Source organism: Paenibacillus sp. G34, from assembly GCF_056856875.1.
The window spans coordinates 6,001,430-6,017,007 of record NZ_CM166469.1; the positions used below are offsets into that span (position 1 = coordinate 6,001,430).

The 15,578-nt window shown below is 47.9% G+C and carries 11 protein-coding genes; 5 read left to right on the forward strand and 6 right to left on the reverse strand.

The features are described from left to right. Positions 1-392: 392 nt before the first annotated feature. Positions 393-1,943: a gluconokinase gene (gntK, locus tag AC1VYS_RS27065; RefSeq protein WP_482912205.1), complete on the forward strand. Its 1,551-nt coding sequence runs from the start codon at positions 393-395 to the stop codon at positions 1,941-1,943. A 977-nt stretch (positions 1,944-2,920) separates the two neighbouring features. Here gntK and AC1VYS_RS27070 read toward each other — a convergent pair. Beyond that, positions 2,921-3,349 (reverse strand): nuclear transport factor 2 family protein, encoded by a 429-nt coding sequence (locus AC1VYS_RS27070; protein WP_482912206.1) that lies wholly within the window; start codon positions 3,347-3,349, stop codon positions 2,921-2,923. A gap of 201 nt (positions 3,350-3,550) precedes the next feature. Here AC1VYS_RS27070 and AC1VYS_RS27075 point away from each other — a divergent pair, with 201 nt between their 5' ends. From AC1VYS_RS27075 to AC1VYS_RS27085, 3 genes are all read left to right on the forward strand, one after another. Continuing rightward, entirely contained in the window at positions 3,551-3,856 is a 306-nt protein-coding gene (locus AC1VYS_RS27075; protein WP_482912207.1) for an ArsR/SmtB family transcription factor, read from the forward strand. 101 nt (positions 3,857-3,957) lie between these two features. After that, positions 3,958-4,818 (forward strand): hypothetical protein, encoded by an 861-nt coding sequence (locus AC1VYS_RS27080; protein ID WP_482912208.1) that lies wholly within the window; start codon positions 3,958-3,960, stop codon positions 4,816-4,818. A gap of 133 nt (positions 4,819-4,951) precedes the next feature. Next, positions 4,952-5,911 (forward strand): MraY family glycosyltransferase, encoded by a 960-nt coding sequence (locus tag AC1VYS_RS27085; RefSeq protein ID WP_482912209.1) that lies wholly within the window; start codon positions 4,952-4,954, stop codon positions 5,909-5,911. Between the two features lie 174 nt (positions 5,912-6,085). Here AC1VYS_RS27085 and AC1VYS_RS27090 read toward each other — a convergent pair whose 3' ends face one another. The 3 genes from AC1VYS_RS27090 to AC1VYS_RS27100 form a co-directional block, all read right to left on the reverse strand. Next, entirely contained in the window at positions 6,086-6,904 is an 819-nt protein-coding gene (locus AC1VYS_RS27090) for a carbohydrate ABC transporter permease (protein WP_090921688.1), read from the reverse strand. Continuing rightward, positions 6,904-7,797 (reverse strand): carbohydrate ABC transporter permease, encoded by an 894-nt coding sequence (locus tag AC1VYS_RS27095; RefSeq protein ID WP_482912210.1) that lies wholly within the window; start codon positions 7,795-7,797, stop codon positions 6,904-6,906. Before AC1VYS_RS27095 ends, AC1VYS_RS27090 begins: the two co-directional genes overlap by 1 nt. Before the next feature lie 203 nt (positions 7,798-8,000). Continuing rightward, positions 8,001-9,344 carry an ABC transporter substrate-binding protein gene (locus AC1VYS_RS27100; protein ID WP_482912211.1) on the reverse strand — a complete coding sequence of 448 codons (1,344 nt, stop codon included), beginning with the start codon at positions 9,342-9,344 and terminating at the stop codon, positions 8,001-8,003. A 487-nt stretch (positions 9,345-9,831) separates the two neighbouring features. Here AC1VYS_RS27100 and AC1VYS_RS27105 point away from each other — a divergent pair, with 487 nt between their 5' ends. Beyond that, entirely contained in the window at positions 9,832-10,854 is a 1,023-nt protein-coding gene (locus AC1VYS_RS27105; protein WP_482912212.1) for a LacI family DNA-binding transcriptional regulator, read from the forward strand. A 712-nt stretch (positions 10,855-11,566) separates the two neighbouring features. On the opposite strand, the gene AC1VYS_RS27110 is transcribed toward AC1VYS_RS27105, so the two are convergent. Both AC1VYS_RS27110 and AC1VYS_RS27115 read right to left on the reverse strand, forming a co-directional pair. Continuing rightward, positions 11,567-13,609, reverse strand: coding sequence for an amino acid ABC transporter ATP-binding/permease protein (locus tag AC1VYS_RS27110; RefSeq protein ID WP_482912213.1), 2,043 nt, complete (start codon positions 13,607-13,609; stop codon positions 11,567-11,569). A 1-nt stretch (position 13,610) separates the two neighbouring features. Then, positions 13,611-15,578: an ABC transporter ATP-binding protein/permease gene (locus AC1VYS_RS27115; protein ID WP_482912214.1), complete on the reverse strand. Its 1,968-nt coding sequence runs from the start codon at positions 15,576-15,578 to the stop codon at positions 13,611-13,613.

Consider the following 15,578-nt stretch of genomic DNA (forward strand, 5'->3'; position numbering starts at 1 on the left):
TACGATAGGCAGGTACGATAGTGGGCTGTTAGATAGGTACGATAGGCAGGTACGATAGTGGGCTGTTAGATAGGTGCGATAGGTGCGGGGACACTAGATCACTAAGATCAGTCATCGGAATTATCTGGCACGGTTTAACAAGGTTAGGTCGGTAGAGAAGCCCGTTACTGGCTTACATCGGGGTATGCAAGCTCAGTCATTCTTACTTGTTTGGACTGTGCCTGGCTCTGGAGCTAAGACTGCACGTGAAGCCATTTTGATCCTTCCCTCAAGTCTGATATTCTTATTCTATAGATGAGATATCAGACGTTAACTAGGCTTAAGCTTGGATGATTAGATGTATATCTTTATTTATCCAACGTGTATGCTCAAGTGAGAGAGGGATGATCACCATGGCGGCTTCACCTTATATGATCGGCGTAGATATCGGCACAACCTCCACCAAGGCTGTGTTGTTCAAGCAGGACGGCAACATCGTGGCACAAGGCAGTGCAGATTATCCGCTGCACACACCGACTCCCGTCATTGCGGAGCAGGATGCGGAGGACATTTTCCAAGCCGTTATTTCCTCCGTGCAGCAAGCCACCTCTAAAGCCGGGGTACAGCCGGACGACATTCTGTTTGTTTCGTTCAGCTCGGCGATGCACAGCATTCTGCCTGTAGATGCACAAGGCAGACCGTTGATGCGAGCGATGACATGGGCAGACAATCGCAGTGCCGAGTGGACAGAAGCACTCAAATCGGAGATGAACGGACATGAGATCTACCTGCGAACGGGTACACCCATTCATCCCATGTCTCCACTAACTAAAATGATGTGGCTCACCCGGGAAGAACCGGACTTGTTCAGACAGACACATAAATTAATCTCCATGAAGGAATATGTTTTTTATAAATTGTTCTCTACGTTTGTAATCGACCATTCAATGGCCTCTGCCACCGGACTCATGAATCTGGAAAAGCTGACGTGGGATGCGGAAGCACTGCATGTAGCCGGCATTACGCCGGAGCATCTGTCCAGTCTTGTACCTACAACGCATGTATTAAAAGAAGGACTTAACCCCGAATATGCCAAAGCCATGGGTATTGCGGATACAACTCCTTTTGTCATCGGAGCAAGTGATGGTGTGCTCTCGAATCTGGGCGTAAACGCCATTGACCCCGGGGTTGTTGCCGTAACTATTGGTACTAGCGGTGCCATCCGCACTGTCGTGGATAAACCGGTAACCGATCCAAAAGGGCGTTTCTTCTGTTATGCACTTACGGAGGATCAATGGGTGATCGGTGGCCCGGTCAACAATGGCGGCGTAATTTTCCGCTGGATTCGGGATGAGTTCGCAGCCTCTGAGGTGGAAACGGCAAAACGGCTCGGGATCGATCCGTATGAAGTCCTGACACGTGTCGCTGAAAATGTACCCCCAGGTTCCGATGGACTGTTATTCCACCCGTACATGACAGGAGAACGCGCGCCACTTTGGAACCCGAATGCACGTGGCTCATTTTTCGGCCTGACGCTGCATCACAAAAAAGAGCATATGATTCGCGCTGCGCTGGAAGGTGTGCTGTTTAACCTGTATACGGTTATGCTCGCGATTGAAGAGAAGATTGGCCGTCCGAAAAAAATCCAGGCCACCGGCGGATTCGCTCGCTCCGAGTTATGGCGGCAGATGATGGCCGATATCTTTGATCAGGATGTCATCATCCCCGAGAGCATCGAAAGCTCCTGCCTCGGCGCCGCCGTGCTGGGGCTGTATGCTACAGGCCACATCAATTCCCTGAGCGCCGTCTCGGGCATGATCGGATCGACACACCGCCATCAGCCACACCCGGACAGTGTGCGTGTATATCGCGAGCTGCTGCCCATTTTCATCCGCATCTCACGCAAATTCGAAGAGGAATACGCGGATCTCGCGGCATTCCAGAATCGAATGATGCAGGAGTAAGAGCGAGTTGGCACATAAGGAGCCGCGATAGCGATTCATAAAGTCGGCTAGATAATACTGGAGACTTGTGCGGAAGTGTGCCGCTAACGATACTCTGAATCAGATGGGTGCGGGAGCTATGCGCTAAACATCTCCTAGAGCTTGACAATGATGCTGATGCAGGAGCGAGCCACTAACGATACTCTGGATCAGATGGTGCGGGAGCGAAACACTGGCGATCTCCAATATCGAGAGGATGCAGGTACGAAATACTAACGAAGATATCAGTTGATGCAGATGAAAACAGCTAACGATCACCAGGAAGCTTATTTGATGGTTTTGGCAAGGTTTCGAAATCTAACGATCACCAGACACCTTATTTCTGAATTTTCAGGCTAAAAGTGGCCTAAAAACAGCTATTTGAGGTAAATAGCGTCACTGGTGATCGTTAGAATCTGAGAGCCTGATTTTTTCACCAAATAGCGTCGCTGGTGATCGTTAGAAATTAGGGAGCTCTGGACGGCTCTGGACGGCTCCGCCCTTTTCCTCCTTCAACTCCTCTGTATTCTCACATCCCTCGCCCAAACCTAAACAAACCCCACAGTCTTACACTGTGGAGTTCACCAAATAACTCAAATTACAATGAGTAAAAATGATTAGTACCTATTAATCTATTAAATTACGTACTTATAGGCTCGCGCGCTTATAGCTCTCGCATATTTTTTATAGCTCTTACGTACCTCTAGTTCTTACGTACCTCTAGGTCTTACGTACCTCTAGGTCTTACATATCTTTAGTTCGCACGTACTTATAGCTCTCGCTTACTTATAACACTCGCTTATTTATAGTCTTACGTACCTTTAAGTCTTACTTAGATTACCCTTTATGTCTCACAAATTTATAACTCTCACAGATTAAGGTCATTCTTATGAGTGACCTTAATCCATAGCCATGTTTACTCTCAAGAGTCATAGCGCTCTGACGAATGAAATTTACTCTTACGAATTATATTGGCTAAATGCGTTCTCATCCGCTTGCACATTTTCCAGATACACAATCCGACCTGCATCATTCACACGTGCAATATCCACACCAGCCTTCGCATACACCGATCCATCAGTTGCTTGCCCGCACACGGCCCAGTTTGTTTGGTAACTACCGTCAGGCTGAAGTACCCACCCATCCCACATATGTTTAATATCTTGGTTGTAATCATAGAAAGCCTTCATAAATCCCTCAAACCCAGTATGACTGGTACCATTCAATACAATCTCGGCATCTGGCGTAAACAGGGATAACAAATCCTGCATAGCCCGTTTATCTGTGCGTGAAGCATCAAATAGTCGGAAATAGTTATTTAACATCGTAAGGTTCACGGCTGTATTAATAGTAATGTTACTGTTGTGGGTTCCTGTTGCTGTATTCATTAATGGTCTGCCTCCTGTAGTTTCATGCTGTCTTAAACATTTCATTTCAAAACATCTCAAACAGTATATCTCTCAATTCGAATATTTTCGAACAATATGGTGCAAAAAGAACCTTACCATACTCTAACGCCGAATCGCAAGATAAAGTTCGAATTTTTTCGAACATTGAAAGAGTTAGCCGAATATGCTAACGTCTATTTTATGAAAACTTTAACGATACCTACAGCTTCGGAGATGAGCCTGACTACAGTTTGTAATGCACTGGGTGACCCCATCCGCATGAAGATTGCACACTGTCTAGCTAGCTCAGGCGAGAAAAACTGCTCGGCCTTTGAAGTCGATCACATCTCCAAATCAACGTTGTCCCACCATATCAAAATGCTGCGAGAAGCAGGCATTATTCAGCCACGCATTGAGGGAAAACACCACTTTTATTCACTTCGAAAGGATGAACTTGACGCCCGCTTTCCTGGCCTTGTCGCAATGATCCTGGACACAACCGTATAAAGCACGCACCGAGTTACGAATTTAAAATCTATAAAACATGTACATCCACAGCTTATCTCACTCGATTGAATAACTAGAATCAAGACAGGAGGCTCAGTCTAATGGATAAAAAAGCAGTCAAAATTTTAATGAACACATTCTGGGGAGGTGGCGGCTGGAAATCACCCCGCGACCCTTTTTCTGGTGATGACTTCGAATATGCCAAAAGCAAGGGCATCATGTTTGATCCGCTTACCATCACACATGACGAGATCGTACAGCGCCTGCATCACATGCATCAGAACCCTGCGCTTAAGGAGCGCGTCATTACGGCTTTTCTACACAGCCTCTCGACCAAAAAGGTGTATCTGCGCAGCGCATTATCCAGCTGGGCTTTGACACGAAACATGCCTCTGCATACCTACGGTGAACGCCCGGCTTTGCATGCCAATACAAGTGCCTGCGGGGACTGTAATTTCCTTCGTTTACAATCGGACGAGCAATATGTTAACGCGGATTTGAATGTACTGAATTTTGAACGGATGAAATGGGGTGGTGTGCGGCATGGCTGGCTGCTCTATTGTCTGGTGGATTTGGAGTTGCTGCTTCTGGATGACAAGGATAAAATCAGCGACACCAACAGCTCTAACGGCAGTACCATCAACCCATGCGAAGTGACTACGGAAGATCGAATGATCCTGGTCAAAATGCTGGAAACCGCACAGACCGGAGATGCAAAAGACAGCGCACGATCTCTGGAGAAAAAGTGGAAAGATTGCCTGCCCTCCAGCAAACAGGAACGGGATTCTCTGCTGGAAATCTGGGCTGCCGCAGGTATTCTGGTTCCCGAGGATACGCCAAGGAAACGTAAAAGCGGTTCAGGGGACTTTGTTTTTGCAGCAACCTGGCAGGGGGATGATGGCTATCATACCGCAAACGTACTTGATTACTTCGGCCCTTATCTGCCTCAAAGTAACCTCTAGATTGGTTTCATCTATTACATCTGACTCGCATGACCATCCATGCTCCAGGTTACAATACTGATATCGACAGATTTCGGGTTGAACTCGTATAATAAGAGGAAATGAGGATGATGGGAGTGAACCAAGCGAGTTTATGATGTACATACTGGCTTTCATATTGTCTTTTGCTGTCGTGGTTCTGCTGATTCCGCCGCTGGGCCGACTGGCGCACAAGCTGGATTTTGTGGACAAGCCCCGGGAAGATGTGGAGCGTAAGCTACACAGGCAACCGATACCACTGACCGCTAGCTACGCGATATTCACTGGATTTTTCCTGACATACATTGCTCTTACTAAAGAATTGACCTGGGAGACAGCCGCATTGGTTGCGGGCGGAATGCTTCTCCTGACGATCGGTACGATTGATGACTGGTACAAAACCAAAGGTAAAGATTTTCCCGCACTACCTAAAATGATTATTCAAGTCTCCGCTGCAGTGCTCGTTTTTGCTTCTGGTATTGCGTTTACCGGATTCGTGAATCCGTTCAATGCGGAATATGTGATGCTGCCGATCTGGTTACAATTCATTCTAACAATCCTGTGGATTTTCGGTGTAACAACGGTGATTAACTTCTCTGATGGTATGGATGGACTGGCTGGTGGTTTATCCGCAATCTCAGCGATCACCCTGTTTATCGTAGCAATCACGAAGGGCCAGAGTGATTCAGCACTGATGTCCATCACTTTAGTTGGGGTAACGCTTGGTTATCTCAAATACAACAAGGCTCCAGCCAAAGTATTTATGGGCGATGCTGGCGCTACGTTCCTAGGCTTCATTCTAGCGGTGATCGCACTTGACGGTGCATTCAAACAAGCGACGATGCTGTCCATTTTCATTCCGATTCTGGCGCTCGGCGTACCGATTTTCGATAATATTTTTGTTGTAATCAAACGTTTCCTACAAGGCAAAGCAATCTACCAGGCCGATGCAAGTCAGGCCCATTATCGCCTGCTCCGTGCCGGTTTGAACCACAAACAGGTGGTTGCCGTGCTCTATCTGGTCAGCACATGTTTGTGCCTATCCTCCATTATTTTGTTATTAGTGGATATGTAAAAAAATCGTTGGATCACCCGATGCAAGCTATGCCAATGAATGATTCAATAGAAATACAAGAAGCCACCTTCACGTCAATGAGGGTGGCTTTCTTTTGTTATCCGATATCTTGTTACATGGGTATCAATACATCAAGTACACATCAAGATTATCCTTTTTTCAATTCGCAAAAAACTATGATTTAACCGCACCAGCCATTGCACCGCCAACGATAAAACGTTGCAACGCAACGTACAGCACAACCAGCGGTAACGTTACGATCAAAATACCGCACGCCAGCAGCGGCCAGTTATTCATATATTGCCCATAGAAGGTAAACAACCCTTTGGTCACTGGCTGATAATTCGGATCAGACAAATAAATTGTCGGCCCGATGATGTCATTCCATACCCCGATGGCCGTAAGAATAATACCTGTTGCGAGAATCGGCTTCATTAAAGGGACAAGGATGGTAAACAGATAACGGGTGTACCCGCATCCGTCCATGGCTGCCGCCTCATCCAGCTCGCGGGATACCGATTTGATATAACCAACAAACATCAGAAACGCAATACCCGTGCCCGTCGTTTTTAGCAAAATGTAACCCGTTTGCGTATTATAGAGACCCAGTTGATTGATCAAAGAAAACTGCGGGATCAACGGGTTCGGCAAATACATGGAAATCAAAAAGAAAATATAAATCAACGTGCTGAACTTCACGTATCTGCGAGCAAGCGGGAAGGCTGCAAATATAGACAAAATTAAGGTCAGCAGTGTGGACATGCCTGTGTAAAGCACACTGTTCCACATATACTGCGAGAAACTGCCCTTTGTCCATGCTTCAGCAAAGTTTTCCAGCCGAATGCCTTCCGTAAGTGCTACGGGATTCAGCAAATACTCTGTCTGTGTTTTCATCGATACATTAAACAGGTAGAACAGAGGGAAGACGTATAGCGCAAGCATCAGCAGCACAATGATGTAACTGATCGTTCTTGACGTTCTGCTCTGCTTCATTATACTTCCACCTCTCTTTTACGAAGATAGAATAAGGCGATCATCGAGATCGTAAACACAAACAGGAACTGTATCATCGCTACCGCAGAAGCCAGACCATAATCGGCGGAGCCGCTGCCAAACGCTGTTGCATAAACGTCAAACGCCAGTGTTGTTGTATTAAACTTACCGCCTGTGAGGACGTAGATAATGTCAAAGGTTTGCAATGCGCCGATGATAGACAACAGCATGTTCACGGTAAAAGAAGGAGCAATCATCGGGAACGTAATGTTGGTGAAAGCTTTCCATCCCGATGCACCATCCATATAAGCTGCCTCGTACAGATCACTCGGAATGGTCTGCAGCCCCGCAAGGAAGATGGTCATGGAATACCCCATATACATCCAAATTTGCACGAAAATAATCAGCTCGAAGGCAATATTATAATCTCCGAAAAAGTTCGAGCTGGTGCCAAAGAAATTCAGAATCGACTGTGCCGGCCCGCCAAGCGGATTCGCCACGAGCTGCCAGATCAATCCGGACACCGTTACACCAAGCACGACAGGCAAAAAGAATACCGCCCGATACAGCTTGTCGCCTCGAAGCTTTTTGTTAATCAGAATGGCCATGAACAGACCCACTGCGTTTTGGATGATGACTACAGCAAACGCAAAATATAAGGACCGCCCAATCGCGTCCAGCCGATCTCCTGCATTGGATGCACCAAAGAAGGTTTTATAATTTTCAAAACCGATAAAGCTCCATTCCTGTCCCCGCACACCTGTCGCATCCGTAAACGAAAATAGTACGGTCACGAGTGATGGGCCAAAGCCAAATACGACATAAAGCAGCAGTGGAATGCTCAAATACAGATAAGGAATCAGCCGCGCCTTCCCTTTTCCAAACGGATACATCGTCCTCACACCTTTCATCGGGTAAAACCAAACCAAGTGGTCAAAACAAAGAGAGGAAACAAAAGAAAAACCGGAATAACAGCTTTGCTTGATCGAGGCTGGCCTGAAGGCTCTATCCCCAAGCGCTATTCCGGTGGTTACTATACTAGAAAGCTTAGTTCGTTAATTCAGATGAACCTTTGGCACACGAATTCAATCATTCGTTATTTTGGAGCTGCTGCATCCCAGTCTGTTTGTGATTTGCTCGCAAGTTCCTCTGGTGTAGCAATTGGCCCAGCCGGTTTAAGCATCTCTGCATGAACACTGGACTCAGCGATATACTGTCCTACGTTCTGACGATTAATGAACAGCTGATCCCAGGAAAGCTTGAAGTTTTCCAGATATGGCTGAATGTCTTTGATGAACTCACTCTTAATTTCTACATCAGGCTGTGTCGGAAGGAATCCGGCTGCATTGACAAAATCCGTATAGTTCCCTTTCTCCGACAGCATTTCAAGCCATTTCAATGCATAATCCTTGTTTGGTGATTTGTCTACAACCATCCAAGTCATATCGTATTTACCAGCCAGGTCTTTGTTCTTCGCTGCATCGTTGCTGCCCGGAATTGGGAAATATCCAAACTTCAGATCCGGATTAGCCGCTTGAATCGTCGTTGCATCCCACGTACCGTCTGCAATCATAGCCACCTTACCTGTAGCAAACAGACTTGGCAGCGTGCCGTAGTCAATCCCCATGAAACCAGGCATTGCACTGTTCATTAGCGTTTGAGCCTTTTGCAATACTTCGATCTGTACTGGATCAGTCAGCTTGGTTTGACCTGTCCACAGACCTTTGATGTAGCCAAGTTGGTCGTCATGAATGGAGGCTTGAAGTCCTTGCACCGCAAGACCAATCGGCCAAACATCTTTACCTGCGAAGCCGAGTGCTTCTACGCCGTTATCTTTGAATACTTTGATGACGTTTTGCAGTTCATCCCATGTTGTCGGTACTTGCAGATTGTATTTGGCAAAAAGGTCTTTGTTGTAGAACAGACCTGTGAATGCCACTTTACCCATGTTGACACCGTACACCTTGTCGTTGTACGTCATCGCGTTCTGCACATCAACTTCGTTGTAATTTTTGATAAAAGCCTGACCGGACAGATCACTGATTAGCCCTGCATCGATCCACTGCTTCCACATCGGATCAGCCGCGCCCTTGGACCAGTCTTGCGGGGCACCAACAAAGCTGGACTTGAGCGGAATGATGTCCACATCGCCAGTATTTCCAGCGTTCATCCGCGTTTGCATCAACTGATCGTACGTTGCATCTGCCGGAACTGTTGTATACTCCACTTTCACGTCCGGGTACTTCTCTTCAAATTTTGTATTAAATTCTTTGATGTAATTGTTGATATTCTCTTGTTGCCAGTGAATGATCTTTAACGTCACTTTTTTGTTTCCATCGGTAGACGCCTTCCCATCCGAATCGGTAGAACCGTTACCACATGCTGCAAGCACAAACATTAAAGCGGTTACAAGTGTAATAGATAAAATCTTTCTCTTCATATCACTTTCCCCCAGCCATTCAAGATAATTTGCGATTTAACAAATTCACGAAATCAGTTTCGTTAATTACACCCTCATTATGACTTCACCTGATAATTTTGTAAATAGTTTATTTGAAATTTTACAAATTATTAGGGTAAATCCGCGCTACATCTGGGGTTTATCAACATTTTTAAAGCAAATGGGAATTTTATTTTACGAAACACTTATTCGGTGTACTGTGATTTTCCACATCTACTATTCCTGTAAATCTAGTTAAATCGAGTATGTATTCTCTGAAATATGGACTCAATCTACTAAAACAGCTTGATATTTTCGTGGTTTGAGTGAGAAAATCTCAAAAAATATCCACACATATCATAATCACCCCGAGTATCGCCCTTTCTGTTATTGACTCCGTAGGTGTTGTGACATAGAATGTTGGCAAGTAAGCGTAAAAAGACACAGCCACAATCTACGAAACTAGTTTAGGATTTGAGGGATGTATATGAATATCAAAACGATAGCTCGTTTGGCCGGCGTGTCTGTTGCAACGGTGTCCAAAATTATTAACAACTACCCTGACATTGGCGAGGAAACACGCCAACGTGTGCTTAAGATTATGGAGGAGACAGGTTATCGCCCCTCATCTTCAGCCAAAACGTTAGCAACCAAAAAATCTAACCTGGTGGGTGTTGTATTTGCAGGGAAGCTGAACGTGGATTTCAGTCACCCTTTCTTTGTAGAGGTCATTAATGCCTTTAAGAAACAGATCGGTCTGTTAGGATATGATTTGCTTTTCTTTTCGAATGAAAAGTTCCTTGATCAGGGTGAGGATTACCTGGCACGTTCCAAATATTTTCAAGTGGATGGTTGCATTATTATTGCGGGGGATGAGGTGGAGAGCAGCGTATCTGACCTTGATGCCAGCCCCATTCCATGTATCGGGATAGATATCGAACTGACGGGACAGAACTCTTGTTACATCATGTCGGATAACGAGAAAATCTCGACCAAAGTGGTGGAGCAGTTTTATATGAACGGGTATCGGGATCTCGGATTTATCGGACTCCAGCGTGCCTCCCTCGTGATGCAGCAGCGGGAAAAAGCATTTAAACAATCCCTAAAGCAGTTTAGTCTTGAAGAGAAACCGGAATGGGTGGTCTACAGCAAAGATTATGCTGCAACTGACGGGTATGAGGCAGCTAAACAGCTGTTAAAAGCAGATGTCTTGCCACGAGCTGTATTCGCCGCTACGGACTTGCTCGCCTTCGGAGCAGTACGAGCCTTTAAAGAGGCAGGAATCCGTGTTCCCGAGGATATCGCCGTTGCCGGATGTGACGACATTGAAGCCTGCCGCTACAGTGATCCACCGCTCACAACCGTTCAGCAGGATACAGACAAAATCGGACGTCTTGCCGCGATGATCCTGTTCGACCTGATGAACAAACAAATGGATAACCGTTGCATTAAAGTAGAGCCCGAACTGGTACTTCGCCGCTCCTGCGGCACTCTGCTGGCATATCAATAATATGGCGTTCCTTGGAGAGGGGGGGAGGTTGGGCACAAGCTAGCCTCTTCCGTCACGTCTCCTGCTCTAACGATCACCAGAAGTCTTATTTGCCGTGTTTGGCCTCGATAAAAATTCTAACGATCACCAGCGATGCTATTTAAAGCAAAAAGGCTAGTTTTCGGCGATTTTCGGGCAAAAACGGATAAATAGCGTTCCTCATGATCGTTAGAATTCGAAATGTGTTAAAATGCGCCAAATAGCGTCATCTGAGATCGTTAGCCGTATTGTAGCCAAGGTGATAATGCATGGCTGAACCATAGAGGGTAATAGGCAGAACTCGGCAACACTTTCATATTCTAAGGTAAGTAAGCACCCTGTCCATTGTCGTCAGGCGGTACTTATACGTATAGCGCATGACAGTCAGTACATGATAAGAATTACATGGGCAAGCTCAGACTATCGGCGGACTATCGGCGGACTATCGGCGGACTATCGGCGGACTATCGGCGGACTATCGGCGGACTATCGGCGGACTATCGGCGGACTATCGGCGGACTATCGGCGGACTATCGGCGGACTATCGGCGGACACCAAAAAGACGAAGCAGGGCTGTGCCCACTTCGTCTTTTTGCTTATAGCTTCGTGCTCTACCGCTGCCCCCGATCATCGTCAGGAGTTGTGGGAGCACGGCGTTCACTCTTGTATGGTCACGTTCTCCCTAAGCCGTGAACTATTTGAAAGCGACAGGGGGCAGCGGGTTCTTGCGATGCCGATCCAGCCATCCGGGCCGATCCAGTTCGAGGAGTCGGCGATAACGCTCTTCCCGAGCCAGCAGCTGTTCGTGAGAACCCTGCATGACGATGTTTCCATTTTCCACAAACACAATCTCATCCATCTTCTCCGCACCAATCAGGTGGTGGGTGACCCAGATCAAGGTTTTGCCTTGCAGGCTGTCCAGTATGGTGCGCATCAGTTCGCGTTCTGTTACAGGATCTAACCCCACGGTCGGTTCATCAAAGATAACAACAGGTGTCTTTCGTAGCAGCACCCGAGCCAAAGCAATCCGCTGGCGCTCTCCGCCGGAGAAGCGCAGTCCCGTCTCCAGCATCGGGGTGTTATACTCCTGCGGCAAAGACTCGATCAGATCCGCCAAACCAACCTGCGCAGCTACCTGCCGAATCTCCTCATCTGTCGCATCCGGACGACCGATCCGCAGATTGCCCGCAACCGTAGTATCGAAGAGGTGTGGACTCTGATTGAGCACCGCCACCACTTCGGTCACACTCTCGCCAAGCATCTCCACTGGCAGATCATTGATTAAAACCTTGCCAGATGAGGGAGACAATGCACCTTGGATCAGCTTTAACAACGTTGATTTGCCACCGCCGCTGCGCCCGAGAATAGCCAGACGTTTGCCCTGTGGCAGATGTAAAGAGATATCCTGAACGGCGTATTCCGCCTCCACTTCATATCGATAACTTACTTGCTCAATGGCAATATCTGCACGCAGCTTGGGCGGAATTCGCAGACGGATTCGTCCATCAGCAGCGGCCGCCCCATCAGCTACTGCTACTCTGCCATCCGGCCTTACAGCCGGATCAGATCGCTGTCCGTCATCCGATGTATTTGCACCTGTTGCAGACAGCCTTCCCCTATTCGGGCCAGCCTCTTGGTACCGCTTCTCCTGACGACCCTTCTCTTGATGCCGCTTCTCCTGATGTTGCTTCTCCTGATGTTGCTTCTCTTGATGTTGCTTTGCTTGATAACCTTTTTCCCCTGGCCCTTCCAGTTTGTTTAATCGCTCTAGCGATTCACGGTAATCTGGAATATGCCCAAGTGCATCGTTAACAGGCAGCAGTGATTCCGTGAGCGGGAACAAAACGAGCACAAATGCCGCGATCATCACTGCGGGCAACTGGGCAACAGATGCTGCTTGTCCTGCCCATAGGGTTACTGAAACAACCATCAATCCAATGACACATTGGGCAATAAAATCCCGCCAGCGATTCCAGCTCCGCAACCTGCGCCGAATCTGATCAGCATGCTCTTCATCCTCTTCTTGCCATTGAACAAAGGCGGCAGCTCTGCCACTGGCTATCCAGTCACCAAGTCCAAGCACACCGTCGGTCAGGCGTGTGTATAACTTACTATTTTCTCTTTTGAGCTGCACACGCCATCTCCAGGTAATCTTCAGTGAAATTGCGGGAATTACCAGAGCAATGAATAGCATATAGAGTGCCATCCACAGTGCAAACATCGGATCTACACTACCAAAAGCCAGCACAGCTGCCCCATAGATCACAAGCGCAGTAACCGCCGGGAATACAGTGCGCAGATAAATATCCTGAAGGCGTTCCACATCATCGGCGAGGGCGCCGAGCACATCCCCGGTTTGCATCCGTGAACGCAGAAACAAAGCCTGCGGCTCCAAAATGCGATACAGCTTCACCCGCTGATCTGCCAGTACACGCAAGACGGCGTCATGCCCTGCCAGTCGTTCGACATAACGGAACACTGCCCGGAAGATCCCAAAGGCACGTACACCCACAATTGGAACATACACCATCAAAATATTTTCAGGACGCAGCGCAGACTTCGAGATCAAATATCCGGAGGTGAAAAGCAGCATCACCGCACAGAGAGCCGCACATGTGCCTAGTGCAATCGCACCGATGAATCGCCAGCGGTACTGTGCCGCGTATGGAGCGATCCAGCTATTTTTTTGAGGGTCATCGCTCTGCTCGGTCTCTGCTCTTGCATGTCCGGATTTCATCTCATATCGCCTCCATCTGCGCCTGAATCATGTGATAATATACACCTTTTCGTGCAATCAATTCCTGATGTGTCCCTATCTCCGCTACCGTGCCGTGATCCATAACGATGATCCGATCCATATGTGGCATCCAGTGCAGACGATGAGTCGCCAGAAAGACAAGTTTACCTTCAAACAACGGCAGCATAGTCTGCTTTAACTCATATTCGGTCTCCACGTCCAAGTGTGCCGTAGGTTCATCAAGCAATAGCACACTGCGTTCACTCAGCAAAGCTCTCGCCAGTGCCACACGTTGTTCCTGACCGCCGCTAAGTTGCCTGCCTCCCGCACCAATCTGTTCATGCAGTCCGCTTGGCAACGACGACAAAAGCTTCGTTAGTCCCGCTACTTGAGCAGCTTGAGCCACCTCTGCGTCGGATGCCTCCGGTACATAAAAACGAATATTATCCGCAATAGAGCCACTGAAAATATACGGATGCTGCGGGATCGCAGCTGTCTGGCTACGCCAAGCCTCGAGTAGTTCCAGGGTCAGATGCTGTCCATCGACCAGCACTTGTCCGGCTGTTGGAAGCTGGAAACCTGCGAGAACATCGATAAGTGTTGATTTCCCGGCTCCGCTGGCACCAATGATCCCAATTTTACCAAGGCCCGTCAGTTGAAACGTCACATCCCGAAGGGAATATGCCCCCTCTGCTTCATGTTGAACCTGAATATCCGTCAGCGCTAATCGGCTATGCTCCCCCCAAGAGAACAAGGGTGCTAAGGGGGTTTCTGAGGCCAGGGAGGCTGACGGGACAGGGTGTATACCCTGAACTGAAGCAGATGAAGAAGATGTTGAAAAGGATGTTGCGGCTGTTGTTACCGGATTTACGCCATGTTTGTCCCGGTTAAATACTACGCGCAGTTGCGAAGAGGACACAGATGTATAGGGTTGAGAAGGCATCGGCGTATCAACAGTCTGTTGTAACTCGGGCGCGGTTCGTTCGCCCATCTCTGCATAAGCTTCATTCTGACGCTGTTCTGCGGACCTGCCTCGTTCAATCACTTTATCAATTGCTTCTCCGGCTTCCTTGCCATCTAATGTCGCGTGATAATCTGCACCTAACATGCGTACAGGCAGGAAGTATTCCGGTGCCAGAATCAGTACTGTCAGAGCAGGAAAAAGCGCCATCTGCCCTTCTGTCAGCCGAAGTCCAAGACCCACTGCAACCGATGCTACTGACAACATGGTGAAGAAATCCAGCGCAAATGAGGACAAAAAGGCCATGCGTAGTGTGGACATCGTTGCTTTTCGGTATCTTTGGCTTACTCTCATGATGGTGCCTTCGTGTGTCTTGCTTTGCCCCAGTGTTTTCAACGTTTCCAGCCCGCGCAGCGTATCGACAAAATGATTCGCAAGCGCTTTGTAGGACTTGAATTGTCCATCGATCTTACGCTGAGTCGCCAGACCAATCAGGATCATAAATAGGATCAGAATCGGTAGTGTCAGCATCAATATTACACCGGACATGGTATCCAGTTTGAACACATAGAAGAGGATGACAACAGGTGTAAATCCCATGCCCAGCATACGCGGAATAAACAGCTCCAGATACGTCTTGTATTGCGAAATGCCTTCTCGTGCCAGCGTCACCAGATGTCCTGTACCTTCTGTCTTGGCGTAACGCGGACCGAGCCGGAACCATTGTTCCGTCATCCGTCTGCGCAGCTCGGTTCCTGTTCTCTCCGCATACCGCGTAGTGACAAGCTGTAACCAGAATGACAAGGCATAGCGGGCGGCAAAAGCAGCCAGAAACAGCAGCAGTACCGGATACTGTGACGAAACTGTGGAACCTTCAAACAATGCCGTAATGGCCTGTGCCAGCCATTTGGCCTGCATAATAATCGTCATCGCCTGCAGCAGCACCAGCGCAGATGCCAGTGCGAGTACTGGCCGGATGCCCGGCAGCTTCATTAGCCCGCGTCCCAT

Excerpts from the sequence above, each read along its gene's own strand:
- gntK (WP_482912205.1), top strand. The coding sequence starts at position 393 with ATGGCGGCTTCACCTTATATGATCGGCGTAGATATCGGCACAACCTCC.
- AC1VYS_RS27095 (WP_482912210.1), bottom strand. The coding sequence starts at position 7,797 with ATGTATCCGTTTGGAAAAGGGAAGGCGCGGCTGATTCCTTATCTGTAT.
- AC1VYS_RS27085 (WP_482912209.1), top strand. The coding sequence starts at position 4,952 with ATGATGTACATACTGGCTTTCATATTGTCTTTTGCTGTCGTGGTTCTG.
- AC1VYS_RS27100 (WP_482912211.1), bottom strand. The coding sequence starts at position 9,344 with ATGAAGAGAAAGATTTTATCTATTACACTTGTAACCGCTTTAATGTTT.
- AC1VYS_RS27105 (WP_482912212.1), top strand. The coding sequence starts at position 9,832 with ATGAATATCAAAACGATAGCTCGTTTGGCCGGCGTGTCTGTTGCAACG.
- AC1VYS_RS27080 (WP_482912208.1), top strand. The coding sequence starts at position 3,958 with ATGGATAAAAAAGCAGTCAAAATTTTAATGAACACATTCTGGGGAGGT.
- AC1VYS_RS27075 (WP_482912207.1), top strand. The coding sequence starts at position 3,551 with ATGAAAACTTTAACGATACCTACAGCTTCGGAGATGAGCCTGACTACA.
- AC1VYS_RS27070 (WP_482912206.1), bottom strand. The coding sequence starts at position 3,349 with ATGAATACAGCAACAGGAACCCACAACAGTAACATTACTATTAATACA.
- AC1VYS_RS27115 (WP_482912214.1), bottom strand. The coding sequence starts at position 15,578 with ATGGGACGCGGGCTAATGAAGCTGCCGGGCATCCGGCCAGTACTCGCA.
- AC1VYS_RS27090 (WP_090921688.1), bottom strand. The coding sequence starts at position 6,904 with ATGAAGCAGAGCAGAACGTCAAGAACGATCAGTTACATCATTGTGCTG.
- AC1VYS_RS27110 (WP_482912213.1), bottom strand. The coding sequence starts at position 13,609 with ATGAAATCCGGACATGCAAGAGCAGAGACCGAGCAGAGCGATGACCCT.